Raw genomic sequence first — 23721 nt, 5'->3', positions numbered from 1 at the left:
CGCCAGAGGCGGGAGAAAAATCAGAGGTATTGTAAGGCCCTTGGGAGACCTTAGGGGAGATTAACTGCCTGATTAAGACAGTTTACGCATCGTGCATGAGCATGATGCGCATCGGTTTCAAACAAAACGGACAGGTTAAGTTCTATCACCTAGGATAACCACACACATCGAAAATAAACTGACGCACCAGACTTATTTTCCTTTGTTACCTGATTAGTAATAAGCGAGGTTTGTGCCACCCCTGAGTACCTTTTATAACTCTCTGTTTTAAAATCAATTAGTGCAGATCTATTGAAGGCCTGAGGGAATGGTTACCAGGAGCGATGTGAATAATTTTCCCGCAGCATGGTACAAACTTTCATACCAGCGCATAGACCATTGTCTATCTTATAAATGTCATCTTGCTAATTTACAGTATATGAATATGTTTTAATCTTGATTGCGAACACTCAGGTTCCGGAAATACACCATGTTTTTTAATTCTCAGTTAAAAAAGGATGTCACCCAGCTTAAGGAAGAGTTGCATACCGCGACCCAGATTCGTCAGAGTCTGGATACCGAAATGATGTTTTGTGCGCTGGATAAAGATGCCCGCATTGCTGAAGCCAACGACAATTTTTGTCAGGACCTGGGCTACAGGGTATCGGATCTGGTGGGACGCCATATTCTGGATTTAGTACCTCAGGTGGCCCGGAATACTGCGCATTATCATAAACTCTCGCAGGCTTTGAATAACCGGCAGCATTTTTCAGGTGCGCTTCAGGTGACCAAAGCCGATAACGTCGAAGGCTGGCTACGGGCCATTTTACAGCCGGTGAATGACCTGAGCGGTAACCTGCTTTATTTTACGCTGCATGCTAATGATCTGACTCGCACCATTAATCAGTCCCGTGAATACGAAAATCTGGTTGACGCCTTACAGCGCTCCACTGCGGTTATCGAATTTAACCCCGATGGCACCATTATTACCGCTAATCAGCCTTTTCAGGCGGGCATGGGCTATACGCTCGAGCAAATTCAGGGCAAGCATCACCGCATGTTCTGTACGTCGGCAGAGGCATCATCGCCAGAATATGAGCAGTTCTGGCAGCAACTGCGAGACGGCCAGTTCAAGACCGGCCGTTTCGAGCGTATCGATGCGCGGGGCAATACCGTATGGCTGGAGGCTTCCTATAATCCGGTGTATGACGGTTACGGGCGGCTCTACAAGGTGGTGAAATTTGCCAGCGTCATTACCGAGCAGGTTGAGCGTGAACTGGCTATTTCTAAAGCCGCTGAAATTGCGTTTAGTACGTCCACCCAGACCGATGCGGTAGCCCGGCAGGGAAACGATGTGATGACCAGCATGGTGCAGGTGATGACAGAGTTATCTGACAAGATGATTGAGGCGACCAAAGGTATCGCTGAGCTGGATGAGCAATCCCAGCAGATTGCTACCATTATCAGTAGTATCAGCAGCATTGCCGAACAAACTAACTTACTGGCCCTGAATGCTGCCATTGAAGCAGCCCGGGCCGGTGATCAGGGGCGCGGGTTCGCCGTGGTGGCCGATGAAGTCAGACAACTGGCTTCACGCACCACTGCCGCCACCGAAGAAATTGTATCGGTGGTTAATAATAACCAGTCACTGACCCGCGATGCGGTAAACCGCGTTAATGAAGGCAAAATCAAAGCCGAGCAGGGCATGGAGCTGGCCGGTGAAGCCGGTAAAGTCATTGATGAAATTCAACGGGGTGCACAGCAGGTTGTTGGCGCTGTCGGTCAGTTTGCTGAACAGCTGGGTAACCAAGACCACTTCTAGTTTTATGCTGCCTGTGGCTCTGCAGGCAGCTTTTTTCACCGAATAATATCTGTAGTTAATCGCAAACCCCCGTCGTCACGAGTCTGATAAATTGCTTAGCAAGCTAAGTATATGCTATTTTACTTAGCTTGCTAACTAATTAACCGGGCTACGTTTATGCAAAATACGATTGGCTGGCTGTTGAACCGTGCGTCATATGGCTGGCGCATTGTGGTGGACAATGCCATGAAAGAGCTGGGGCTGACTCAGTCCGGCTGGATGACGATGTTACATCTGCACCGGTTAGGAGAGGGGTGCAGTCAAAAAGCACTGGCGGCTAATATCGGTATTGAACAGCCTACTTTACAGCGCTCAGTGAACAGTTTGCAGGAGTGTGGCTATGTACAGCGCAAAGCCTGCGCTGAGGATGCGCGGGTGAAAACCTTGTGGTTTACCGAGCAGGGGCGGGCCATGCTGGAGCGCATGGAGGCTATCGCTGCCGATTGCAGAGCTGAAATGCTTGAAGGATTAACCGACAGGGAATGTGAACAGTTTAGCCAGTTACTGGAAAAAGTGCTGGATAATGCCAATACCAAATTGCGGAGAACCCATGACAACTGATGCTTTATTTAATCGCTGGATGAAACGGGCGAGCCTGCTCTTTCTGGCGATATTTGGCTATATCATGTTTGCCGATGTGTCGATCCCTATGACACCACATTCGATGGTGCAGCGTCCGGTAGTTACCGTGGCACCGCGGGTGTCCGGAGAGGTCACGCAGGTGGCGGTGCAAAATAACCAGCATGTTCGTGAGGGCGAGCTTTTGTTTACCATTGACCCGGCTGACTACGAACTTGAAGTGGAAAAAGCGCGCCTGGCCCTGCGAGAAGCGCAGCAGGAAAACGACACATTAAGTGCTCAGCTGGCGGAGGCAGACGCTGCAATTACCGAAGCGAAGGTGAATCTGGCTGAGATGCAGCGTGAACATAAACGGCTGAAATCACTGGCCGGACGAGACCTGGTCAGTGATCAGGAAGTGGATCAGATGGCCTCTAAAGTGGATGCCGCCTCGGCAAAACTGACCGCGGCAAACGAGAATAAACGTACTTTGAAAGTGAAACTGGGCGAGGATGGTCAGCAGAATCTGCGCTTGCAAATCGCACAGAATCAGTTGCGTCTGGCTGAGCTGGCGCTGGCACGCACCAAAGTTCGCGCGCCGGCAGACGGTATCGTGTCGAACCTACAGTTAAACAAAGGAATTCAGACTCAGGCTAATCAGTCGCTGCTATCGCTGGTTACAGCCGGGCACGAACGTATTGCTGCGGATTTCAGGGAAAAAAGCCTGACCCATATCGACCAGCAGGCCGAAGCGCTGGTGGTGTTTGATGCGATGCCCGGCCAGGTATTTACCGGGTCGCTGGTCAGTCGTGACTACGGCGTGTCGCAGGGGCAAATCAGTGCTAACGGCCAGCTGGCTACCCCGGATGACTCTGACCGCTGGGTGCGAGATGCACAGCGGGTCCGGGTATATGTGAAGCTCAGTGACCAGAGCCTGCCAGCTAATCTGGTGACCGGTTCCAGAGCCACCGTTATGCTGGAGTCTGAGAAACATGGCTTTATGCACTGGCTGGGCTGGTTGCAAATGAAAGCGGTCAGTCTGCTGCATTATATTTATTAATCTGATTGTGCATCGGGGCGGTAAAGCACGGGCTTTGCGCCCCCGGTATAAAGGTGATTATGTTACGTAAACTTGTTCCCGTCAGGCCTGCCCCGGTGGAGCCATCGGCAGAACAGCTGGCCCATGGCCAGTTATCCGGTCAGGAAGCCCGCCGCTTGCTGCGCATTGCCTTTGGTGCCTGCATCGGCTTTACAGTATGTAAGGTCATGAACTGGCCCTATGGGGTGTTCTTTACGGTATTTCCCATTTTGCTGCTGGGTATGTTGCCCATGTTCAATATGCTCATTGCCTGTCAGTTTCTGGCCAGTGTGGCCATCAATGTGGTAGAAATTTTTGTTCTGAAAACCTTTTTTGCGCATTCTCCGGTGCTCATGACACTGGCGGTAATGGCTATATTTGCGTTGCACTTTCGGTTTATGGCCAGGGCGTCTAACTTTTTGATGTGGACTATGGGCGTGGTGTCACTGTCGGTCATGCTGCACTTTTCCAGTTATACCGGTACCAGTCTGACCGACCTGGTGATGTCTACCTTTTTAGGGGCACTGTGTGCCATTGCCAGCGCCGCCCTGTTGTACTGGCTGATCCCCGACAAAGAGCCGGTGCAGATGCCAGCAGCGCCGCCGTTAAATACCGCCCAGGTCAATCATCGCATGCTGATGGGCGCGATTCTGGCCACTGCCTCATTTGCCGCTTTTCAAGTGCTGGATCTTAAAGACTCGTTGTCAGCGCAGGTAGCGACCGTACTGGTACTGTTCCCCATGACCCTGCAGGGCACGGTGGCCAGCGCCTTTAACCGGGCCAAAGGCGTGGCGTTTGGCTGTGCGCTGGGAATTGGCACACAGGTGCTGATGTACGACAGCATTATGTATCTGCCACTGGTGGTGATTGCGCTGTTTATGTGTGTACTCATCACCGCCCGGGCGCACCTGGTAGAGCGCGCCGGCTCAGGAATGGGCTTTGGTTCACTGACCACCACCGGCATTTTGTTCGGCCAGTATTTACAGCCCAATTCAGACTTGCTGTATAGCGCCATGTACCGGTTCAGCTCGGTGGTGGTGGCGCTGACGGTTTTACTGCTGATGGCATTCTGGCTGGACAAACTGCTTAACCGATTTGCCCTGACCCGCAATGCCTAAGCGCTGCGGGGCGGACCGATGAGATCCCATTTATTGCCGTACAGGTCACTGAAAATAGCGACAGAGCCGTAGCTTTCGTAGCGGGGCTCTTCTAAAAATGTAACGCCCTGTGCCAGCCATGCCTGGTAGGTGCTGTCAAAATCCGAGACCTCGAAGATCCCCAATACACCACCTGCGGCCTGTTGACCGACCAGCGCCTGCTGGGCGCCGTTTTTGGCCTGTTTTAAAATTAGCTTTGCTCCCTGCTTGTGGGCGCTGCCTACCTGCACCCAGCGACCACCATCCGGGCGGGTTTCGTTAGCCAGCAGGGCAAACCCCAGTTTGTCGACAAAATAGGCAATAGCTTCGTCAGTATCATTGACCAGTAGCAGTAATGACTGTACACAAATAGAAGACATAGTATGGGCCTGAAAATAAAATATGGAGGCAGGGTATAGCTTTCGTGGCGTTACTACAATGCTGCTGCGAGGACCAAAATAATAGTGGAACATTATTGTACTGAGCCCGTATAACAGCAATATGACGGATAAATTCTATACAGCTTTCTATCTTGGCATGATTTGCGTATGGTAAAAGCCTTTTTATTCTGCTTTAAGTGATGATGATTAGCCGATTTTGTTTAATTGTATGTAGCGTTCTTATTTTGGCGGCCTGTGGCGCACGTCCTGAATGGGCGCCGGAAGGCGCGCCAGCGGTGTCTGCGTGTAAACCTGTTTATGATGGGCTGTGTAGTCAAACAACGGCGCCCTGGTTTGCGCAGCTGGATCGGGTTCGTCAGCGGATTGATGAAGATGTTACAGCCAGAGCCGGTCAGCGTCATCAACAATGGATTGAAACCCTGCATACCTGTAACAATAAACAGACACCTTCGCAGTGTGTGGCAGAAAAAACTAAACGGCGTATCAGCTATCTTGAAGTGCAGAACCACCTGATTAAACAGCGTACCTCGGCCACCTATCAGTGCTATGCCACCAAGCTTAAAGCTCATTTTTATGATACGCCAATTCCGTCTGCAACCGTTTATGTGTTCGACACCACCGAAATGTTCTTTTTAAATCCGGCCGGCAGTGGCAGCCGTTACGGTGAAGATAATAATATTTTATGGGATAAGGGTGATACTGCCATCATTGCAGTCGATGGCTGGCTGGGACGCCAGGAATGCGAGCGTGTCGGTATCTGAGTTACTGACAGCAGGTGGCACCATTGCGCCGTTAAGCGCGCTACTGCTCATTGTACTTTCCGGGCTGACCGCCCTGATGACCGCTACACTCGGCGCCGGTGGCGGTGTTTTGTTACTGGCGGTGATGGCGTCTGTGCTGCCGGTCAGTGCTCTGATTCCGGTGCACGGATTGGTACAGTTGGGGGCGAATGCTAACCGGGCAGCGCTGACCTTTTCGCATCTGGACAGGCCTATGTTCAGTTATTTTAGTCTTGGCGCTGTCGCCGGGGCAGTTCTGGCCTCCTTTTTAGTCATACAGCTGCCGCTGGATATTATTCAGTGCACGGTGGCTGTCTTTATTCTGATAATGGTATGGGGGCCAAAACCTAAAGCCCGCCGTACACTCCCTCCCGGTTATATTCTGGCCGGCTTTTTCACCACGGTTTTAACTATGTTTGTCGGGGCAACCGGGCCACTGGTGGCTGCTTTTGCCCAACGTCATCGCTATGACAAACTTCAGCTCACTGCCACCTTTGCCAGTTGTATGACCTTTCAGCATGCCTTAAAAGCATTGGTTTTCAGTCTGGTTGGATTTGCTTTCTGGCAGTGGCTTCCTCTGGTACTGAGTATGATTGTCACCGGTGCTGCTGGCACCTGGATAGGACTTCGGCTCCTCAGACAGTTATCTTCTGCCTGGTTTATACGGGCATTTAAAATAGTGGTGACCCTGCTGGCACTGCGTCTGCTGTGGCAGGCAATGGCTGCACATAGCCTCTAATCAATAGCATTATCCTTAATTATCTATCGCTAATTTGCGGTAGATCAAATTAGTTCATTCCCCAGTGTGATGAAATTCGCAGCAAGGGTGCCCTGTTGTCGGGCAGCCCATACTTCACGCACTGAGGAGACACACCATGAGCGATACGCTGGTTGAGTTATCGCGCTGGCAGTTTGCGTTAACTGCTATGTTTCACTTTATTTTTGTTCCGCTGACACTGGGTCTGAGTTTCTTACTGGCGATTATGGAGTCGGTCTATGTGATGACCGGTAAGGTGATCTACAAAGAAATGACCCAGTTCTGGGGCAAGCTGTTCGGGATTAATTTTGCCATTGGCGTGGCCACCGGCCTGACCATGGAATTCCAGTTTGGCATGAACTGGTCTTACTATTCCCATTACGTGGGCGATATTTTTGGCGCGCCACTGGCTATCGAAGGACTGATGGCATTCTTTCTGGAGTCCACCTTCGTCGGCCTGTTCTTCTTTGGCTGGGACAAAATGTCCAGAGGCCGCCATTTAATGACGACCTGGCTGGTGGCGCTGGGCTCTAACTTTTCGGCGTTGTGGATTCTGATTGCCAACGGCTGGATGCAATATCCGGTGGGTGCAGAGTTTAATTTCCAGTCCATGCGAATGGAGATGACCAGCTTTGCTGAGGTTATTTTCAATCCGGTGGCGCAGGTGAAGTTTGTGCACACAGTGTCGGCCGGCTATACCACCGGAGCCATGTTTGTACTGGCGATTTCTGCCTACTACTTGCTTAACCATAAACACATTGCTTTTGCCCGCCGCTCATTTGCCATTGCCTCAGCCTTTGGCCTGGCGTCGGTGTTATCAGTAATTTTGCTGGGTGACGAAAGCGGTTACGAACTGGGTGAGGTACAACAGGTAAAGCTGGCTGCGGTTGAAGCCGAATATGATACCCACCCGGCGCCAGCCCCGTTCACGGTGTTTGGCATTCCGGATGATGAACAGGAACAAACCCGCTATGCGCTGCAAATTCCCTGGCTGATGGGGTTAATTGCGACCCGGTCTCTGGATGAGCAGGTCACGGGCATTAAGGATCTTAAAGCACAGCATCGCGAACGGATCCTGTCCGGGGTAATTGCTTATGAGAATCTGGAGAAGGTGCGCAATGGCACTGCCAGTGCCACAGAACAAGCCCTGTTTGAACAGCACAAAGAGGATTTGGGCTATGCCATGCTGCTTGAGCCTTATACCACCGACATTACCACGCCCACAGACACTGCTCTGGCCAAAGCCGTGGATTACAGCATTCCGCCGGTAGCACCTTTATTCTGGAGTTTTCGTTTGATGGTGCTGTGCGGCGTACTGATGTTAGTACTGTTTGCCTCAGCGTTCTGGTATAGCACCAAACACCAAATTACCCAGCCTCGCTGGTTACTGAAAGCGGCACTGTATGGGTTGCCATTACCCTGGGTTGCCTGTGAAGCCGGCTGGTTTGTGGCCGAATTTGGTCGTCAGCCCTGGTCGATAGCCGAGGTGCTGCCGGTACACGTGTCTGTGTCTAATCTGGCGGTAAGCGATGTGGTGATCACACTGGTTGCCTACACCGCCTTTTATACCGTGATGTTTATCGTCGCTTTTTATCTGATGAAAAAATTCGCCCGCAAAGGTCCCGTGCCTCCGGCTGATGAAGCCGATCTGGATGCCACCATCGGGCTGACCAAGCAGGGAGTCAACGCATGATTGATTATGAAGTGTTACGGGTTATCTGGTGGGCGCTAGTGGGCGTACTGCTGATTGGCTTTGCCATAACAGATGGCTTTGACCTTGGGGTGGGGGCACTACTCACTATCATTGGCAAATCTGATGATGAGCGCCGCATTATGATAAATACTATCGGGCCACACTGGGACGGCAACCAGGTCTGGTTTATTACGGCCGGCGGCGCTATTTTTGCCGCCTGGCCAATGATCTATGCCACTGCCTTTTCCGGCTTCTACCTGGCGCTGGCACTGACTCTGATTGCCTTGTGGATGCGCCCGATCGGGTTTGATTATCGCAGTAAGTTACCCAATACGCAGTGGCGAAAGGCCTGGGATTGGGCGCTGTTTGCCGGTGGCCTGATACCAGCGCTGATTTTTGGTGTGGCCTTTGGCAACTTATTGCTGGGTGTGCCTTTTGAGCTGGATGACACCTTAAAAGCCACGTATACCGGCAGCTTCTTTGGGTTACTGACTCCCTTTGCCCTGCTGACCGGACTGGTGTCGGTGGCCATGACTCTGAATCATGGCGCGGCCTGGCTGCAAATGAAAACCGACGGTTTTTTACATACCCGGGCGCGCGCCACATCGGTGATATTGTCGCTGGTAACCGTGGCGTTGTTTGTACTAGCCGGCGTCTGGGTAGCTACAGGAATTGATGGTTATGTAGTGACCTCGGTCATTGACACGATGGCCACGTCCAATCCGCTGCATAAAACCGTGGTCACGCAAAGCGGTGCCTGGCTGAATAACTATGCTGCTCATCCCTGGATGCTGGCCGCGCCGTTTATCGGTATTGCCGGTGGACTGCTGTGCGCGTGGTATTCCCGACATAACCGGGCGGGATGGGCCTTTGTCAGCAGTAGCCTGATGCTGACCGGAATTATTCTGACCGCGGGCTTCTCCATGTTCCCGTTTCTGATGCCCAGCAGCACCATGCTTAATGCCAGCCTGACGATGTGGGACGCCACATCCAGCTTGCTGACCTTAAAAATTATGTTCGGCGTAGCCTGTGTCTTTGTTCCCATCGTGCTGAGTTACACCGCATATGGATTCTATGTCATGCGTGGACGACTTAAAGCCAGCGATTTGACGCAATCCCACGCCATTTATTAGGAGGTTTTATGTGGTATTTCACCTGGATTTTAGGCGTGTTGCTGGCCTGCGCATTTGGCATTATCAATGCGATGTGGCTGGAGTCGACCGAAGACATGGACCGCCCGGATACGGAGGCCTGAAACAATGAGAGCGGATGTTGTGCAACGCTGGCTTGAAACTGAACTGGGTGCCGATACATTGCCCGACAACAGACGGATAGTTGAGTTAGGCATTATCCGGGATGTACTGATGATGGCAGCTTTCGGGGCCTTTGCCGCTATTGCGCAGTGCTGGCTGATTGATGAGCGGCCAGCACCGCGCTGGCTGTTCTTGACGTTGCTGAGCTTGCTGGTGGCAAACTGGCTTTTACACGGCTTGAGTATCCGGCTGACCGCGCAGCTGCGCCGGCAATGGCGTAGTCTGCTGGAGCAGCGTCTGGCCAGTCAGCTGATTGCTCAGCAGCAAGCGCTGGTGCGCCGTCACCCGGTGTATTACTGGCAAACCCTGTGGCAAAAACATGTACCCGCGCTGGCCGACTGGCGCTGCGATTATTGTCTACAGCAGCGTCTGGCAGTCTGGGTACCGGTGTTTGCACTGGGGCTGATTTTTTATCTGAATTATTTTATCGGGCTGATGCTGGTGCTGACCCTGCCGGTGGTGCCGCTGTTTATGATTATTGTGGGCAAGGGCGCCGCCTATCTGCATCAGCGAGAACTTGTGGCACTTAATCGTCTGGGCAGTCTGTTCACCGACCGGTTACAGGCGCTACCGCTACTGGCTGCCACCCGGGCTCATGCGCATCAGCAGCAACAGCTGGAAAAAGCCAGTAGCGCACTTAACCAGCGCACGATGAAAGTGGTGTCGGTGGCATTTTTATCCAATACGGTGCTGGACTTTTTTGCCACGCTGACCGTGGCCCTGATTGCCGTATTTATCGGTTTCAGTTTGCTTGAAGAAGTCTCGGTTGGCCCGCCGGTCACGCTATTTTCCGGTTTATGGATTTTATTGTGTGCGCCGCTCGTGCTTAGCCAGATGAAAAAAATGGGCGCTTTTTATCATCAAAAAGCTCAGGCCGAGTCAGCCCGCGAGGCGCTTTCCGGCCTGCTGGTAAAGCCAGAACAGGCGGAGACGCCGACAACAGCGGATAATCACCGGATATCTGACTTTGTGCTGCATACACCGCATCTACGTGCTGAACGGCTGGCGGTACATCCTAATTGCTGGATTCAAATCAGCGGACCGTCGGGCTGTGGTAAAACTGCCTTACTCGAAGCACTGGCCGGACAGCGCAGGGCAAGTCACCGTTTACGTGGCAGCCTGGTGATGTTAAGTCAGCAGCCGGTGACATTACCGCTAACCATCCGGGCTAATCTTTGCCTGGGCCAGGATTATTCTGACCAGGCGTTATGGCAGGCGTTGGAGCAGGTTGAGCTGGCGTCCCGGGTACGCGCATTAAACGGCGCACTGGACTATCGACTGGGCGAGTTCGCCCAGTTGTCCGGTGGTGAATTACAACGTCTGGCCATAGCCCGTCTGTTACTGCGTCAGGCTGATATCTGGTTACTTGATGAGCCTACGGCCCACTTACCTGAACAGCAACATATCGCGATAAGCCAGTTGCTGCACCGGGTGTGCCACAATAAAACCGTGTTGTGGGTATCCCATAAAACACTCCCGGCACGCTGGTTCAACCAACAATGGAGCATCGCTGATGGTACGGTTTACACCACCACTTGCTGACGCAGGCAAAGCGCCCTGGCTAACCCTGCTGCTGGGTGTGCTGCATGCCATGGCAGGACTGGCTATTCTGGTGGTATCGGCCTGGTTTATTGCCGCCTGTGCCATGGCCAGTGTGAGCTTTAACTACATGCTGCCAGCGGTGGTGATCCGGGCGCTGGCGCTGTTGCGAATCGGCTCTGGGTATGCACACATGTGGGCCGGGCATCATGACCTGTTACAACGTACTGCCAGACTACGCCACCGACTATTCCGGAAACTGGCTGACAGCCGGATAAATAACAGCACACAACTGGCCGATGCGCTGGCCAATCATACCGAGACGCTGGCTTCAGTATGGATTGCCAGTGTCTCACCCCTGCTTAATGCGCTGCTACTGTTACCGGTTTTGTGGCTGGTCAGCATCTCTGTGGCCTTGCCCGGTAGCGCCGCGATAGGTGTGCTGAGCCTGGGCTGGCTGACACTCAGCGTCTATCTTGTCTGGCGCAGCCTGGTGTTATCGGCCCGTCTTGTGACCGCCGAGCAGGACTGGCTGGCGGCCAGCACCGGCTATTTTCGCAGTGCCTCACTGTGGCACCTGTATACATCCGCGCAGCATCAGCAGGTCTCGAGGCAGCCCGTCTGGCAGTTACAGGACCGGTTACATACTCTGGCAAGCCAGGGCACCTGGTTACTGCAGGGGCTGGCGCTGGTACTGGTGGCGCTGGTGATTGGATTTGCTGACACCTCGGTGCTGGCCAACCCACTGGCGATTTGTGTGCCGATGGTGTTGCTGGCGGTGCCCGACTGGCTGGGAAAAACCTCCCCGGCGGCCACTTTTCAGACCCGCTTTTCTCAGGCCAGACACGCGCTGCAATCTTTACAGGTGGAGCCGGTTCCTGTGGTAACGGGGATAGGCACTCAGCCTGTGGCAGTGACGCTTACCCGTTTTAGTGCCAAAGGGCGGCTGTGCCCCCCGGTGACCGATACGTTGCCGGCTACCGGCGTCGTGATCATCTCCGGGCCCTCCGGAGCCGGTAAGTCCAGTTTGTTACAGGCGCTGGCCGGTGAACTGTCCTGGCAGGGCAGCAAAACAGCAGAGGGTTGCCTGCTGCCAGCCGGGCTGTTATCCGGCTGGTATTATGTTGACCAGCAGGCCCGCCTGCTACAGGCCACGCTACAGGAAAACCTGAACCCGGCAGGGAGGACGACAGATCAAGCTAAGATCAGTGAGCTGTTGCACCGCCTGGGGCTGGGCTACCTGACCATGCACGAATGGCTCGGTGCAGGCGGACGCGAGCTGTCGGGAGGAGAGCGCAAGCGCATTGCGCTGGGCCGGGCCCTGTTACATCGGCCGCAGACAGTGTTACTGGATGAGCCTTTTGAAGGGCTGGATCGCTTCTCGGTGAATGCCGTGGTTGCGCTTATCAATGCCTATGCGACCACCCGCCGGGTAATTATTGCCACGCATTGCCTGCCAGAACATTTATCTGTCGCCAGAACCATCATGCTGGAAACACCGGCCGGGAACACCCGCCAGGCGATTTGAATCAATGGCCTGTTTTTGCCTAAACCTTCTGCAAAATGTGCCGATATAACGTGCACTTAGGCAGGTAAGGCAAACACAGGGCGTTGAACTTTTGGCCAATACCCTACACCGCACTTAGCTGTCAGAATTCCACCAATTTTTAAAGAATAAAGGGTTCGCATGCTTGTCTTAAAATCAAGGCTAGATTCTACGCAACACGACATTGCCCGGCTGGAAGCGGATAAAGCCGCCATGCAGGCCAAAATTGACGCTCTGGAGCTGTCCCTGGACCAGGAGCGGCTAAAGGTGAATGCGCTTGAAGAAGCGCAATCTTCCGGCGCAGGCAGTGAGTTGACACTTTGTATGCTGGACTCGCTGGCGCAGGTTGAGGGGATACGTAGTACGGTGTTGCATTCCTATCAAACCATCAATGCTGAAAGCAGTGCGCTGACTGACATTAATGCCCTGTTCAGTAACAGTGCCCAGTCGCTGCAGGGGATCAGTCATGATATGGAAGCGCTTAATGAGCGTATGGGGCAGATGAGCGAGCGCATCGCCGGGTTATCTGATACGGCCGACAGCATCAATAAATTTGTAACAACGATCACCAGCATTTCGGATCAGACCAATCTGCTGGCGCTCAATGCGGCCATTGAGGCTGCCCGGGCCGGCGATGCCGGACGGGGTTTCAGCGTGGTGGCTGATGAGGTCCGGGCGCTGGCCAATGAAACAAATAAATCGGCCAGCGAAGTGGCCGAGCTGGTTCAGGGAATTATTCAGTCAACCAAGGCTGCGGTGGGTGCGGTATCAGAATTAAAAGATAACAACACCCATCTGGCCGGCGGGATTGACGAGCTTAATAACAGCTATGATCAGATGATCACCCATTGCGGCAATATGAAAGGTACGATTGAACAAGCGTCGGTGCAGACCTTTTTGCAAACTGTAAAGCTGGATCACGTAGTGTGGAAAAGTGAAGTGTATGCGGTACTGTGCGGCAAAGCCAGTCAGCGAGCCAGTGATTTGGCTGATCATACCGCCTGCCGGCTTGGTCAGTGGTACCGTAACCCCGGCGACAGTAACCTGATGAAAAAAGATGCTTTTGTCCGGCTTGATCGTCCTCATGCCCAGGTTCACACCGCCGGTAAAGAAGCCCTGGTTGCAGCCAGTGAGGGAAATCAGGCACTGGTACAGCAGCGTTTACGCGAAATGGAAAACGCCAGCGAGGAAGTTATGCAACTGCTCGACCGATTAGGTGCGTAAGTAACTGGCAACTCCACACATTTCTTCTATGCTCATAGTAACCGGGGATGTCTCCCCATCAACAGGAAACTATGGGCTGTGTCAGACACTGAAGTCTCATTAAAAAATCGCATTCAGGCGCTGGAGCGAAAACTGAGCCGGGAGCATTCTGCCCGGCTCAGTGCTGAGACCATGCTTAATCACTATTCCCGTGAGGCGTATTTAGCCAACCAGGCGTTACGCCGCGAACTGAGTGATTTGCGTTACAGTTATCTGGATCTGCTCGATTTTCTTGAAAAAAACGAGGTGCATCTGCACTACGTGCCGGATGCCAGTATTGGCGATATGGGTGAGCGCATGTCGCTGTTAAGCCAGCTGGCTGCCGGCATTGCCCATGAAGTAAACAATCCGGTGGGTTTTATTAAAAGTAATCTGGAAATTTTCCAGCAGCTTTTTAATGACGTACTCAGTGCATTTACTGAGCTCAAACAGGTGGCTGACGAGTTTCCCGGTGCTCATATACAGATACAGGACATAGAGCAGAAATATATGCTCACAGAAATGGCAGAGATGGGCGCGGAGCTGACCGACAGTTCGGCGCAGGGTATCAGGCGCATCAGCCGGGTGATTGAGTCACTGCGTACTTATGCTTATCCCACGCTGACAGATAAGCAGCCCGTGTCACTGGCAAGATTACTCGAAGAGGCGGTGGAAGGAGTTATTTTAAAGCTCCCGCAGGCGGTGCATATCAGTATTGAGCCATTTGAAAATCCGCTCTATCTCAAAGGGTGCGAGGAAAAATTACGTAAGTTGTTTGCCAATATGCTGGCCAATGCCATTGCCGCGGTGGGAAATCAGGGCGAAATTGCCATTACCGGGCTGGCGCGTAAGGCCAGCATCACCATTGTGATTGCTGATGATGGAAAAGGTATTGAGGATGAAGCCTTACCTTTAATTTTTACACCTTTTTATACCACCGGAGCGCCCGGTGACGGAGTAGGATTAGGCCTTTGCGTCGCCATGGCTATTATGGAAGAACACCAGGGGCACATCAGCGTTAAGAGTCAGCCAGGCAGGGGAAGTAACTTCACACTGGTTTTTCCAAACATCTAGATGGCTAGTACTTTTGTATTATAGAATTCATTAGTTTTTACGGACGATAAGGTTGCAACGAAATGCGTAATAACCAGCCTGTTACCCAGCAAGAATATAAATTTCCCTCACATTACCGACTGATTTCAGCGACGGACCGCCGAGGCGTTATTACCCACTGCAATGCACAGTTTGTCGAGGTGAGCGGCTTTGACCGTGACGAACTGATTGGCAAAAATCATAATCTGGTTCGTCACCCGGACATGCCACCGGCTGTGTTTAAAACTATGTGGCAAACACTGGAAGCCGGTCGTATCTGGATGGGGCTGGTAAAAAACCGGCGTAAGGATGGCGATCACTACTGGGTCTCGGCCTTTGTTACGCCGGTGCTCGAAGACTCAAAGGTTGTTGGCTATGAGTCAGTAAGGGTACCGGCTAGCAGCGAGGAAATTCAGCGCGCTGAGGCCTGTTACCAACGCTTGCGTCACGGCGGTAACGCGGCACCGGTCAGTGCGCGGCTGCGCTGGGCGCTGACTGCTCAGATGCCGTTTTTAGTTGGCGGCGGGCTGGCTACGGTAGCCGTTGCAGCGGTTTCTGGTTTACTGCCGGCGCTAATTACCGCAGCCGGTACGCTGGTCACTGCTGGCCTGAGTAACTGGCAACAACGTGCGCAGTGGCAAAGTCTGATAGCGGTTAGTCCGGGGAGTTTTTCTAATGATGTTGTAGCGCAGACCTATTTTGACGATCCTGCACAGATTGCCCGTGCCAAGCTGGTGCTGACCTGTGAACTGGCCCGCACACGCACGGCACTGACCCGAATCAAAGATGCTGCCGGCGGACTGGATAAAGTGGCGGATACGACACACAGTCAGGCCACCGTGACCAGTAACAGTGTGTCAAAGCAAAGCGAAGCGACACAGCAAATCGCCTCCGCGATTACCGAGATGAGTCAGGCTATTCAGGAGGTGTCTGAACGGGTGGATGTGAATGCGAACAGTGCCCGGGCCGCGTCACAGAATGTATCTGACGGGAATATTAAGGCCGATGAGGCACTACAGGCTATCCGCCAGCTTAAAGATGCGGTGTCCTCAATATCTGAAACGGTACAGGAGCTGGCACAGTCAACCTCCGATATTGGCGAAGCTGCCAGTATAATCTCTACGATTGCTGAGCAAACCAATTTGCTGGCGCTAAACGCGGCCATTGAAGCTGCGCGGGCCGGTGAACAGGGGCGCGGCTTTGCGGTAGTGGCCGATGAAGTCCGTTCGCTGGCTTCCAAAACCCGAGAGTCCACTGATAAAATTCATCATATCATCCAGATTCTGGCTGAGCGCTCTGAGCGTGCGGTGAAAGTGTCAGATGAGGGCATGCAGGCGGCTATCCGTGGAACTGAAATCGTGGAGCATACCCGGCATACACTATCTGAAATTAACCAGGCGGTCAGCCTGATTGCCGATCAGACGCTGGAAATGTCATCCGCGGTGGAAGAGCAAAGTAGCGTGGCTGAGCACATTAACCAGCAGATCGTTGGCATCGCCGACAGTGCCCAGGACACCCAGCGTGCTTCCGATGCATCGCTGGCCGCCTCACAAACCCTGCGCGACACCCTGAGTGAAGTTAACGCGGTCATTGCCCGCTTTAAATAGATGGTGCAGCGCCAGGCAGGATTAGCGTTGAGTTAGCCCTGCCTGAAGCGCTCGCCGATATGCGGCAATCGCAGGCACAAAACTGCATAGCCAGGTGGCCAGCAGTACAGCCAGCACAATGACACCAGTTTGCCCGGTAAATACACTGCCGCTTAAAAACAACCCAAATTGCTGGCTGAGCGTGTCACTGAGCAATGGAAACGCCATGGCATTCAGGGCCACCGCCAGACCACAGCCGGTCAGCGCTATCAGCAGCGCTTCGGCCTGAATCAGCCACAAGATTGTCAGCGGGCCGGCGCCCATCGCCCGAAACACGGATATCTCCGGCTGCCGGGCCTGCATTCCTGCCAGCATCATGGTAATGAGCCCGGTCAGTGAGGCGATCAGTATCAAGCCGGAAATCCCCAGTAGCAAAGCTTCTATGTTGCCCATCAGGGACCAAAGCTGAGACAGAGCCATACCGGGTAAAATAGCCAGCACCGGCTCAGGATTACGCTGATTAAGCTGGTACTGCAGCTGTAAGGCGGCGGCGCGATTGGTCAGACCTACAAACAGAGCGGTGATTTGATCAGGATGAGATGCTCTGTCTGCGTCTGTTACGGTATCATGCTCATGCTCATGCTCGTTTTCATCGTGCGCCTGATGATGAGCGTGCTCACTGCCATCGTTACTCGCTTCGGGCTTACGCATTACAGAGCGCCGGCCTGCCGGCTGAGCGTGAATCTGCTCAATCCCGGTCAGGGTGACATGCACGGCCTTATCGACCGGTGTGCCGGTTTTCTTCAAAATACCGGTCACCGTGAAAGGGTGACCGTCATGCTGATGAAAGCTGACATTCCCCAAACCGTGGGAAATCACAATGCTATCGCCAATATCATAATTGAGCTCACTGGCCACCTGCGCGCCGATGACTGCGGCCCGGACTTTAGTTAAACGGGTTCCACGGGCCAGTGTCAGGGGCTGCTTGTCGCCATACTGATAATGAGCAAAGTAACGATTGTCGGTTCCAATGACCCTGAATCCTTTATGGCTGTCGCCCAGCGATACCGGGGCCACCCAGTCTACCAACGGATTGCTTTCCAGTCGCTGTAGTTGTTGCCAGCTGATACCGCTGGTGGCATTCCCCATTTGGAATACCGAATACAGCAGCAGATTCAGCTCGCCGGTCGGGGCGCCAACAATCAGGTCTACGCCGGAGACGGTGCGGGTAAAGCTTTGTTTTACCTGACTGCGAATGTATTCCACGCTGATCAGCAGACTTACGCTGATAACAATGGATACCAGGGTCAGACATACTGTAGTACGGCGGCTTTTAAGACTGGCCAGGGCAATTTTGGTCAGCATGAGATGTCTCCGCCAGTCTGCATGGTCCGGTTTAGTGCCTGCATCGACAGCCGGGTTTCAAAGTAGCTGGCCAGTGAGGCATCGTGGCTGACAAACACAACCGTGCTGTTGGCAGCACTGCTGAGCAACAGTTGCATGAACTTATCCCGGGCTGCTGCATCAAGGGCAGAGGTAGGTTCATCCACAATCAGCAGTTCGGGCTGATTAATTAGGGCCCGGGCAATTGCCACCCGTTGTTGTTGCCCTACACTTAACTGGGATGCCGGACGAGTCAGCACGGTTTGTGGCAATTGTAAGGCATCAATAATCCGGGCCAGACGCTGACTGACAGCAGGGCCGGTTTTGCCTGCAAAGAAGGCAGCTGCATCGATATTTTCCTGAACCGTCAGGTAATCCACCAGATTAAACTGCTGAAACACCACACCGATATGCCGGGCCCGAAATGTATCACGCTGGCGGGCAGTCATGGTTGAAAAGGGTACGTCCAGCAATGTCACTGCTCCCCGGGATACCGGTAACGTACCGGTCAGTATATTCAGCAGGGTGCTTTTACCCGACCCGGACGCCCCTTGTAAAAATACCTTTTCTCCACGGACAACGGTGAGCCGGTCAATGGTCAGTACTGCAGAGGGGGCGTTGGGATACCAGAATTCAAGACCCTTAACATCTATCGCCACCGGCGATGGGGAGGAATCAGACTGAGACAGAGGAAATACCTTTTTTGTGCAAAAATATATGCCTCTTTATACCAATCCGGTATACCCGTTGGCAATCTTGTGTCGCTTAGTTAATGGCTAGCTAGAAGCCTGTAGTTTCACGACCTCAGCACCGCCTTCTTCCAGTACATTATCCAGTGCGCTACCTTTTAGCAATTTGCTGACTTTGTCTTTGTTTTTAGCCAGCATGACAGAGAGCTCTTCCATCTGATCTTCACTAAGCTGCATTCCCATAGCACTGATAAATCCGGCCAGATTATCAGCAGTGTCCAGCATTTTATCGTACTGATCGGCGGCTTTTTTATCCGTGGTCACGAGTTTTTCGACTCCTTTATGGGTTACTACATATTGAACAGTAATGGCCATGATTCACTCCGAATTTGTAATTTGACATTAGTGGTGCAACACAAAATACTGTATATACAAACAGTATAATTTGCAACCGGTGATAATTAAAATGTTAAAAGTCATTCCTATTTTTGCACAGGCAGGCATCAGCGGGTTTGAGTCGCCTGCTGCCCAGTATCGAGAGCTGGGACTGGATTTGGATGAACTGCTGATAGAGCATCCAACCGCCACGTTCATTGGCCAGGCTCAGGGTGACTCAATGACAGGAGTGGGAATTTTTGACGGCGATCTGCTGATTGTCGACCGGGCAGCTATGCCCACACCGCTGGATGTCGTCGTGGCCAACCTCAATGGTGCGTTTGTGTGCAAGCTGTTTGATCGTAAAGCCAGCGCGCTATTGTCTCCGGGGTCCGGGCAACAGCCTTACCAGTTGGCTGAGGGTGACTGGTTTGAAGAAGAAGGCATTGTGATGCGCTCTGTCAGAATGCACCGCTATGTCAGGCAGCTTGCCCGATGTTTGCGCTAGTCGATGCTAATAGCTTTTATGCTTCAGCCGAAAAAGTGTTTGACCCGGCATTGCGGCGTAAGCCCGTGGTGGTGCTGACCAATAACGATGGTTGTATCTGCGCCCTGTGTGACCGAGCCAAGGCCATTGGGGTCAAAAAATTCGGGCCTTATCACAAAGCCAGCCAGCAACTGGCGCGTCACGGGGCGGTGATTCGATCTTCCAACTATGCCCTGTATGATGATTTGTCAGCCAAAATGATGCAAATAATCGGGCGTTTCGCGCCCCAACAGCATGTGTATTCGATTGACGAGTGTTTTCTGGATTTTGGCCGCTGGTGTCCACCGCAGGGATGGAAGGCGCTGGCCGCCACCATCAAAGATACGGTGTATCAGGAACTGCGGCTGCCGGTCAGCGTGGGTATCGGGCTGACCCCAACACTGGCCAAAGCGGCCTCTTTTGCTGCCAAGCGGCGTTTATCGTCGCCGGGAGTGGCACTACTGGCAAACCCACAGGTGATTAATACCGTACTTACCAGCATGTCGGTGCAGGATGTGTGGGGTATTGGCAAGCGTATCAGTGCCCGGCTACAGGCTATGCAGATTCACTCTGCCGCCGAGCTGGCAGCATTGCCGGTGGCCGAGGCACGCCGCGCTTTTAATGTTGAGGTGGCGCGTACCGTACAGGAGTTGCGCGGTGTACCCTGTTTATCGTGGGATGCACAACGTGCAGACAAAAAGCAGATTTATTCAACGCGGGCGTTTGGCCGGCCAGTGACTGAAGCCGCAGAATTACGCCAGGCTCTGGCCTGGCACGGTGAACAGGTGGCTGAAAAGCTGCGGCGTCAGCACAGTGCGGTGAAAACCCTGACCTGCTTTGCGCATGCAAATCCCTTTGCCAGTGAAGGACATTATCATGCTACCCGGCTGCATACATTTGCGCTGCCTGTCAGCGACAGCCGGGAGATTGTCCGGGCCATCACTGCCCAGCTCCCTGCACTGTACCGTCAAGGTATTAAATTTCATAAATGTGGCGTCGGTGCCATTGACATTGTCAGTGCCAAAACAGTACAACCAGACTTGTTTAGCCAGCTGGACTCGCGCCCTGATGTGATGGCTTGCATGGATGCGATTAATAGCCGCTATGGTGCTGACACACTGGGGCTGGCCGCTAAGGGGAACCAGCCGCAGTGGTCAATGAAACGACAGTTTTTGTCGCCGCAATTTACGACCAACTGGAAACATATTCCCAAAATTCTTTGTTAGGGCAGGTAAGGCATGCAGATAGATTTACAGGGTATTCAAGGCGTTATTTTTGATCTTGACGGAACGCTGGTGGAATCGGAACTGGATTTTGGTGCGATGCGTAAGCATCTGGGGTGTCCGGCGGACACCGATATTCTGACTTTTATTGAAACACTCCCTGATGCGCAGGCTCGTCAGCATGCACATGATTACATTGTGGCGCAGGAACTGTGCGATGCGCAACAGGCGACCTGGCTTGAGCCAGGTAGACAGATTTTAGAACAGGCGATGGACCGGGCGCTTCCCGTGGCCATTGTGACCCGTAACTGCCGGCAGGCTTCGCAGCTCAAAATTGCCAACAACCAGATTCCGGTGCCCCTGGTGTTAACCCGAGAAGACGCTCCGGCCAAGCCAGACCCAACAGCATTGTTACAGGTTGCCCGGCAGTGGGGCGTTGCGCCGGAAAAATGTTTGTATGTGGGCGACTTTGTTTATGATGAGCAAGCCGCTGAGCGCGCCGGTATGCAGTTTGTGATGGTGTAGATAAAGCGACCTGAGCCAGACCGGCTGACCGAAAAGTAGACTTAAGTCTACTATGTAACCAGATAAAAAATTGTAGGATAAAGTTTTCAATTAATTAATTTAATTAGGATAAGGATTCCCTAATATGTTAATTCTGAAGCTTTTCATTTTTGCGGTAGTGATAGTTCAGAGTAGCAAACTGGCTTATGCCGACACTCAGCCAAATAGTCACTCCTCGGCGTCTGCCTGGCAGGCAAACTATTTTATCTCATTGATCAACGGCGTAGTCAGAACGGTTAATGCACAGGGAATTCACCGAATCGATATACACGGGCAGCACATACAGTTCTTTCATGCGCAACTACAGCCTGAAGATGTGATGGTGTTCCAGCCTCTGGATCATCAAAACGATATTATTCTGTCGTCTGATCTGAAACTTTTTATTGCGCACCAGCAACAGCTTGCGCCGCTTCCGGTCACCCACCTGTCGGACAGTGGTAATCATATTATGATTCTGCATACCGTAAAGGGCGTGTTTATGGTGGATACGCAGAACCGGGTCATGCTCAAAGTTAGCGCTGGTAAGCCGGTTGAGCCTCCTGACTGGGCAACTGCGAACAGCGGCAAAGCTGTCTTTGCATTTAGTCTGGTGCTGCTGGCACTCATGATATTGATAAAGCAATTACAGCGCCACTGGCAGGGACCGAGGATGACTTATATCAACCCCTCGCCTTATTTGCCCGTGGCTTCTATTCCTCAAAAAACAGCTGTTCCTCAAAAAATGGCTGTTCTGAATAAGTCGCAACCCTGCCATACGGCCAAGCCGGTAGTGCTGGTTGAGGGCGGCATTTCCTGTCAGTCTGATTATCCGCACGTCAGATTGGTAAGAATCTACAATCTGTGTCATTTAAAGGCGCTGGCTGAATTAATTACGCCGGTGGCTGTGGTCAGTCAGCCGGCAAGTCACGCTGCGCTGAAAAAAATGATGCCGCAAGTGCAGGTGATACCCCGCACAGCCAAGTCAGGACATACCACTACTCAAATCGACACCGCCGCTAATTCGCGGTTATTTAGCGCTGAGTGTGAGGCCATGCTGGCGGTATCGGGCGCTGAAATGCCTGGCAGACTGCGTGCCATGTTTATTCAGGATATTTTAAACGCAAAAGTGAAAAGCGCCGAGCAGGCGGAATTTTTTGCGCGTTTTATGGCGGTGTTGCAGCAACAGTATGATAACGAAAGCTGTAATATGGCTGAGGTTGCCGATGCTCTGGCGACGAGTCAGCGTAACTTTTCCCGAAAACTTAAACAGGTTTTTGGGGCTGGATTTACTGACTTACTCAAGCAATACCGATTATGCCGTTCCTGCGACGCTCTGTTGCAAGGGAATCGTGTAACCCAGGTGGCAATAAGCGCTGGCTTCGGAACAGCGTCCTATTACGCTAAATGCTTTAAACAATATGCCGGCACCACACCCAGAAAGTTTCAGCTGGAATATGAAACGCCTGCACACCATGCAGGCAATAACATTAGCAGCCTTGATTAGCCACGCTCATCAATCAGATTGCCACAACGCTCGGCTGTGCCGCAGTGCTGTTTAAGACGCCGCGCTTCCTGCTCCAGTTCTCGTTGCAGGGTTGCCTGAACCATTTCCAGGCGTGTAAACACAGCATTTTTATGAGTGGTCTCATGCTGAAACCGGTCACGCATTAGCATAATTTGAAGATATAGGGATTCTTCTCTGAGTACATCAATAACATCGTCGACCGGAGCTTGTGACACCTGACTATGCTGTACTGCTGCCGCATAAGGTGTTGTGTCGGTGTGCTCATAACCCTGCTGTGATTGAGATGACACAGTCGCCAGGCCAGGCTTGTAAGTGTGCCGGGGGCGCATACGTTCTGTACGCACTGACTTGCGGCGGTCTCTCATAGTCTGACGGCGATCGCCTTTACGTCTGTCAGGCTGGGCGGCACCGCGATAACCTGCGCCCTGTGATAAGTACATGGCGGGCCGGAAAGGAGGTGGATCCTGCTCACCGGTAGCGCTGTGCGGGGCGGCTACCCGTCCGGAAAATGAAGAGGCTGAATCCTGTGGTTTAGCGGTTTCTTTCATCAGAGCATTAGCAAGTGCGGGGAACTGATTAATCGTCATAGCATTCATCAACAGACAGCAACTGCTGAAGCCTCATCATGTCAGTATTTTTAACACTGTACACGGGGAAATACCGGGTGTACGTAAGTTGGCCTGATTAAAATTCATTCAATTCAATAAGATGAGAAGAATATAACAATCAGGATATTGAAAAGAATGCATACTCAGTGCCATTTGCTAAACGCGGTCAGCCACCATAAAATCTGATTACAATTACTTTTGTTTACATAAAGTTAATAGTCAGGGTAGTCTTATCTCTGGATTTTTAACATAACAGCAGGATAGACAGTCGGTGTGATTTATATGCACC

General features: G+C 52.5%; 23 protein-coding genes. 18 read left to right on the top strand and 5 right to left on the bottom strand.

Features of this window, described 5'->3' with window-relative positions; translation table 11 throughout:
• The first annotated feature begins 469 nt into the window (after window positions 1–469).
• The 4 genes from EZV72_RS18755 (at window position 470) to EZV72_RS17145 (ending at window position 4594) form a co-directional block, all read left to right on the top strand.
• Window positions 470–1801 (top strand): methyl-accepting chemotaxis protein, encoded by a 1332-nt coding sequence (locus tag EZV72_RS18755; protein ID WP_137168383.1) that lies wholly within the window; start codon window positions 470–472, stop codon window positions 1799–1801.
• 156 nt (window positions 1802–1957) lie between these two features.
• Complete coding sequence (locus tag EZV72_RS17155; RefSeq protein ID WP_137168382.1) at window positions 1958–2401, top strand: MarR family transcriptional regulator; 444 nt, start codon at window positions 1958–1960, stop codon at window positions 2399–2401.
• On the top strand, window positions 2391–3458 hold the full coding sequence (locus EZV72_RS17150; RefSeq protein ID WP_175405157.1) for an HlyD family secretion protein: 1068 nt from the start codon (window positions 2391–2393) through the stop codon (window positions 3456–3458). The genes EZV72_RS17155 and EZV72_RS17150 overlap by 11 nt, the downstream gene beginning before the upstream one ends.
• A gap of 59 nt (window positions 3459–3517) precedes the next feature.
• Complete coding sequence (locus tag EZV72_RS17145) at window positions 3518–4594, top strand: DUF2955 domain-containing protein (RefSeq protein ID WP_137168380.1); 1077 nt, start codon at window positions 3518–3520, stop codon at window positions 4592–4594.
• Here the strand turns inward: EZV72_RS17145 and EZV72_RS17140 are convergent.
• Window positions 4591–4992 carry a VOC family protein gene (locus tag EZV72_RS17140; protein WP_137168379.1) on the bottom strand — a complete coding sequence of 134 codons (402 nt, stop codon included), beginning with the start codon at window positions 4990–4992 and terminating at the stop codon, window positions 4591–4593. The two genes, EZV72_RS17145 and EZV72_RS17140, sit on opposite strands and share 4 nt — an antisense overlap.
• A 296-nt stretch (window positions 4993–5288) precedes the next feature.
• Between EZV72_RS17140 and EZV72_RS17135 the strand changes: the two genes are divergently transcribed.
• The 10 genes from EZV72_RS17135 to EZV72_RS17090 all read left to right on the top strand — a co-directional run bounded on the left by EZV72_RS17135 (window position 5289) and on the right by EZV72_RS17090 (window position 16581).
• Window positions 5289–5774 (top strand): MliC family protein, encoded by a 486-nt coding sequence (locus EZV72_RS17135; protein WP_175405156.1) that lies wholly within the window; start codon window positions 5289–5291, stop codon window positions 5772–5774.
• Window positions 5761–6531, top strand: a complete 771-nt coding sequence (locus EZV72_RS17130) for a sulfite exporter TauE/SafE family protein (RefSeq protein WP_232364457.1) — start codon at window positions 5761–5763, stop codon at window positions 6529–6531. The genes EZV72_RS17135 and EZV72_RS17130 overlap by 14 nt, the downstream gene beginning before the upstream one ends.
• A gap of 136 nt (window positions 6532–6667) precedes the next feature.
• Window positions 6668–8242 carry a cytochrome ubiquinol oxidase subunit I gene (locus tag EZV72_RS17125; RefSeq protein ID WP_137168377.1) on the top strand — a complete coding sequence of 525 codons (1575 nt, stop codon included), beginning with the start codon at window positions 6668–6670 and terminating at the stop codon, window positions 8240–8242.
• Window positions 8239–9375 carry a cytochrome d ubiquinol oxidase subunit II gene (cydB, locus tag EZV72_RS17120; RefSeq protein ID WP_137168376.1) on the top strand — a complete coding sequence of 379 codons (1137 nt, stop codon included), beginning with the start codon at window positions 8239–8241 and terminating at the stop codon, window positions 9373–9375. Before EZV72_RS17125 ends, cydB begins: the two co-directional genes overlap by 4 nt.
• Window positions 9376–9383: 8 nt before the next feature.
• A complete protein-coding gene (cydX, locus tag EZV72_RS17115; RefSeq protein WP_137168375.1) occupies window positions 9384–9497 on the top strand; it encodes a cytochrome bd-I oxidase subunit CydX in 114 nt (37 codons plus the stop codon).
• 4 nt (window positions 9498–9501) lie between these two features.
• A complete protein-coding gene (locus tag EZV72_RS17110; protein ID WP_175405155.1) occupies window positions 9502–11097 on the top strand; it encodes an ATP-binding cassette domain-containing protein in 1596 nt (531 codons plus the stop codon).
• On the top strand, window positions 11069–12622 hold the full coding sequence (locus EZV72_RS17105; protein ID WP_137168373.1) for an ATP-binding cassette domain-containing protein: 1554 nt from the start codon (window positions 11069–11071) through the stop codon (window positions 12620–12622). Before EZV72_RS17110 ends, EZV72_RS17105 begins: the two co-directional genes overlap by 29 nt.
• Before the next feature lie 159 nt (window positions 12623–12781).
• Complete coding sequence (locus EZV72_RS18750; protein ID WP_137168372.1) at window positions 12782–13864, top strand: methyl-accepting chemotaxis protein; 1083 nt, start codon at window positions 12782–12784, stop codon at window positions 13862–13864.
• A gap of 78 nt (window positions 13865–13942) precedes the next feature.
• Window positions 13943–14956, top strand: coding sequence for a sensor histidine kinase (locus tag EZV72_RS17095; RefSeq protein ID WP_137168371.1), 1014 nt, complete (start codon window positions 13943–13945; stop codon window positions 14954–14956).
• Between the two features lie 62 nt (window positions 14957–15018).
• Window positions 15019–16581 (top strand): methyl-accepting chemotaxis protein, encoded by a 1563-nt coding sequence (locus EZV72_RS17090; RefSeq protein WP_137168370.1) that lies wholly within the window; start codon window positions 15019–15021, stop codon window positions 16579–16581.
• A gap of 21 nt (window positions 16582–16602) precedes the next feature.
• On the opposite strand, the gene EZV72_RS17085 is transcribed toward EZV72_RS17090, so the two are convergent.
• From EZV72_RS17085 to EZV72_RS17075, 3 genes are all read right to left on the bottom strand, one after another.
• Entirely contained in the window at window positions 16603–17925 is a 1323-nt protein-coding gene (locus EZV72_RS17085) for an ABC transporter permease (protein WP_137168369.1), read from the bottom strand.
• Window positions 17919–18602, bottom strand: coding sequence for an ABC transporter ATP-binding protein (locus EZV72_RS17080; RefSeq protein ID WP_232364456.1), 684 nt, complete (start codon window positions 18600–18602; stop codon window positions 17919–17921). The genes EZV72_RS17085 and EZV72_RS17080 overlap by 7 nt, the downstream gene beginning before the upstream one ends.
• A gap of 117 nt (window positions 18603–18719) precedes the next feature.
• On the bottom strand, window positions 18720–19007 hold the full coding sequence (locus tag EZV72_RS17075) for a YebG family protein (RefSeq protein ID WP_137168367.1): 288 nt from the start codon (window positions 19005–19007) through the stop codon (window positions 18720–18722).
• 91 nt (window positions 19008–19098) lie between these two features.
• Here EZV72_RS17075 and EZV72_RS17070 point away from each other — a divergent pair, with 91 nt between their 5' ends.
• From EZV72_RS17070 to EZV72_RS17055, 4 genes are all read left to right on the top strand, one after another.
• Window positions 19099–19515 (top strand): S24 family peptidase, encoded by a 417-nt coding sequence (locus EZV72_RS17070; RefSeq protein ID WP_137168366.1) that lies wholly within the window; start codon window positions 19099–19101, stop codon window positions 19513–19515.
• Window positions 19503–20759, top strand: a complete 1257-nt coding sequence (locus EZV72_RS17065; RefSeq protein ID WP_137168365.1) for a Y-family DNA polymerase — start codon at window positions 19503–19505, stop codon at window positions 20757–20759. Before EZV72_RS17070 ends, EZV72_RS17065 begins: the two co-directional genes overlap by 13 nt.
• A 12-nt stretch (window positions 20760–20771) precedes the next feature.
• The gene (locus tag EZV72_RS17060) at window positions 20772–21281 is read left to right on the top strand and encodes an HAD family hydrolase (protein WP_137168364.1); all 510 of its coding nucleotides are present in this window, start codon (window positions 20772–20774) and stop codon (window positions 21279–21281) included.
• Window positions 21282–21405: 124 nt separating this feature from the next.
• Window positions 21406–22803: a helix-turn-helix transcriptional regulator gene (locus EZV72_RS17055; protein WP_137168363.1), complete on the top strand. Its 1398-nt coding sequence runs from the start codon at window positions 21406–21408 to the stop codon at window positions 22801–22803.
• Here the strand turns inward: EZV72_RS17055 and EZV72_RS17050 are convergent.
• The gene (locus EZV72_RS17050) at window positions 22800–23411 is read right to left on the bottom strand and encodes a hypothetical protein (protein ID WP_137168362.1); all 612 of its coding nucleotides are present in this window, start codon (window positions 23409–23411) and stop codon (window positions 22800–22802) included. The genes EZV72_RS17055 and EZV72_RS17050 overlap by 4 nt on opposite strands.
• Between the last annotated feature and the right edge of the window lie 310 nt (window positions 23412–23721).

Source organism: Salinimonas lutimaris (assembly GCF_005222225.1).
Lineage (GTDB): Bacteria > Pseudomonadota > Gammaproteobacteria > Enterobacterales > Alteromonadaceae > Alteromonas > Alteromonas lutimaris.
The sequence above is the reverse complement of the archived record's forward strand: the minus strand, read 5'-3'. Positions and strand labels throughout refer to the sequence as shown.

Coding starts and splice junctions, on each gene's coding strand:
- EZV72_RS18755 (WP_137168383.1), top strand. CDS start 470: ATGTTTTTTAATTCTCAGTTAAAAAAGGATGTCACCCAGCTTAAGGAA.
- EZV72_RS17155 (WP_137168382.1), top strand. CDS start 1,958: ATGCAAAATACGATTGGCTGGCTGTTGAACCGTGCGTCATATGGCTGG.
- EZV72_RS17150 (WP_175405157.1), top strand. CDS start 2,391: ATGACAACTGATGCTTTATTTAATCGCTGGATGAAACGGGCGAGCCTG.
- EZV72_RS17145 (WP_137168380.1), top strand. CDS start 3,518: ATGTTACGTAAACTTGTTCCCGTCAGGCCTGCCCCGGTGGAGCCATCG.
- EZV72_RS17140 (WP_137168379.1), bottom strand. CDS start 4,992: ATGTCTTCTATTTGTGTACAGTCATTACTGCTACTGGTCAATGATACT.
- EZV72_RS17125 (WP_137168377.1), top strand. CDS start 6,668: ATGAGCGATACGCTGGTTGAGTTATCGCGCTGGCAGTTTGCGTTAACT.
- cydB (WP_137168376.1), top strand. CDS start 8,239: ATGATTGATTATGAAGTGTTACGGGTTATCTGGTGGGCGCTAGTGGGC.
- cydX (WP_137168375.1), top strand. CDS start 9,384: ATGTGGTATTTCACCTGGATTTTAGGCGTGTTGCTGGCCTGCGCATTT.
- EZV72_RS17110 (WP_175405155.1), top strand. CDS start 9,502: ATGAGAGCGGATGTTGTGCAACGCTGGCTTGAAACTGAACTGGGTGCC.
- EZV72_RS17105 (WP_137168373.1), top strand. CDS start 11,069: ATGGTACGGTTTACACCACCACTTGCTGACGCAGGCAAAGCGCCCTGG.
- EZV72_RS18750 (WP_137168372.1), top strand. CDS start 12,782: ATGCTTGTCTTAAAATCAAGGCTAGATTCTACGCAACACGACATTGCC.
- EZV72_RS17090 (WP_137168370.1), top strand. CDS start 15,019: ATGCGTAATAACCAGCCTGTTACCCAGCAAGAATATAAATTTCCCTCA.
- EZV72_RS17085 (WP_137168369.1), bottom strand. CDS start 17,925: ATGCTGACCAAAATTGCCCTGGCCAGTCTTAAAAGCCGCCGTACTACA.
- EZV72_RS17075 (WP_137168367.1), bottom strand. CDS start 19,007: ATGGCCATTACTGTTCAATATGTAGTAACCCATAAAGGAGTCGAAAAA.
- EZV72_RS17070 (WP_137168366.1), top strand. CDS start 19,099: ATGTTAAAAGTCATTCCTATTTTTGCACAGGCAGGCATCAGCGGGTTT.
- EZV72_RS17065 (WP_137168365.1), top strand. CDS start 19,503: ATGTTTGCGCTAGTCGATGCTAATAGCTTTTATGCTTCAGCCGAAAAA.
- EZV72_RS17060 (WP_137168364.1), top strand. CDS start 20,772: ATGCAGATAGATTTACAGGGTATTCAAGGCGTTATTTTTGATCTTGAC.
- EZV72_RS17055 (WP_137168363.1), top strand. CDS start 21,406: ATGTTAATTCTGAAGCTTTTCATTTTTGCGGTAGTGATAGTTCAGAGT.
- EZV72_RS17050 (WP_137168362.1), bottom strand. CDS start 23,411: ATGACGATTAATCAGTTCCCCGCACTTGCTAATGCTCTGATGAAAGAA.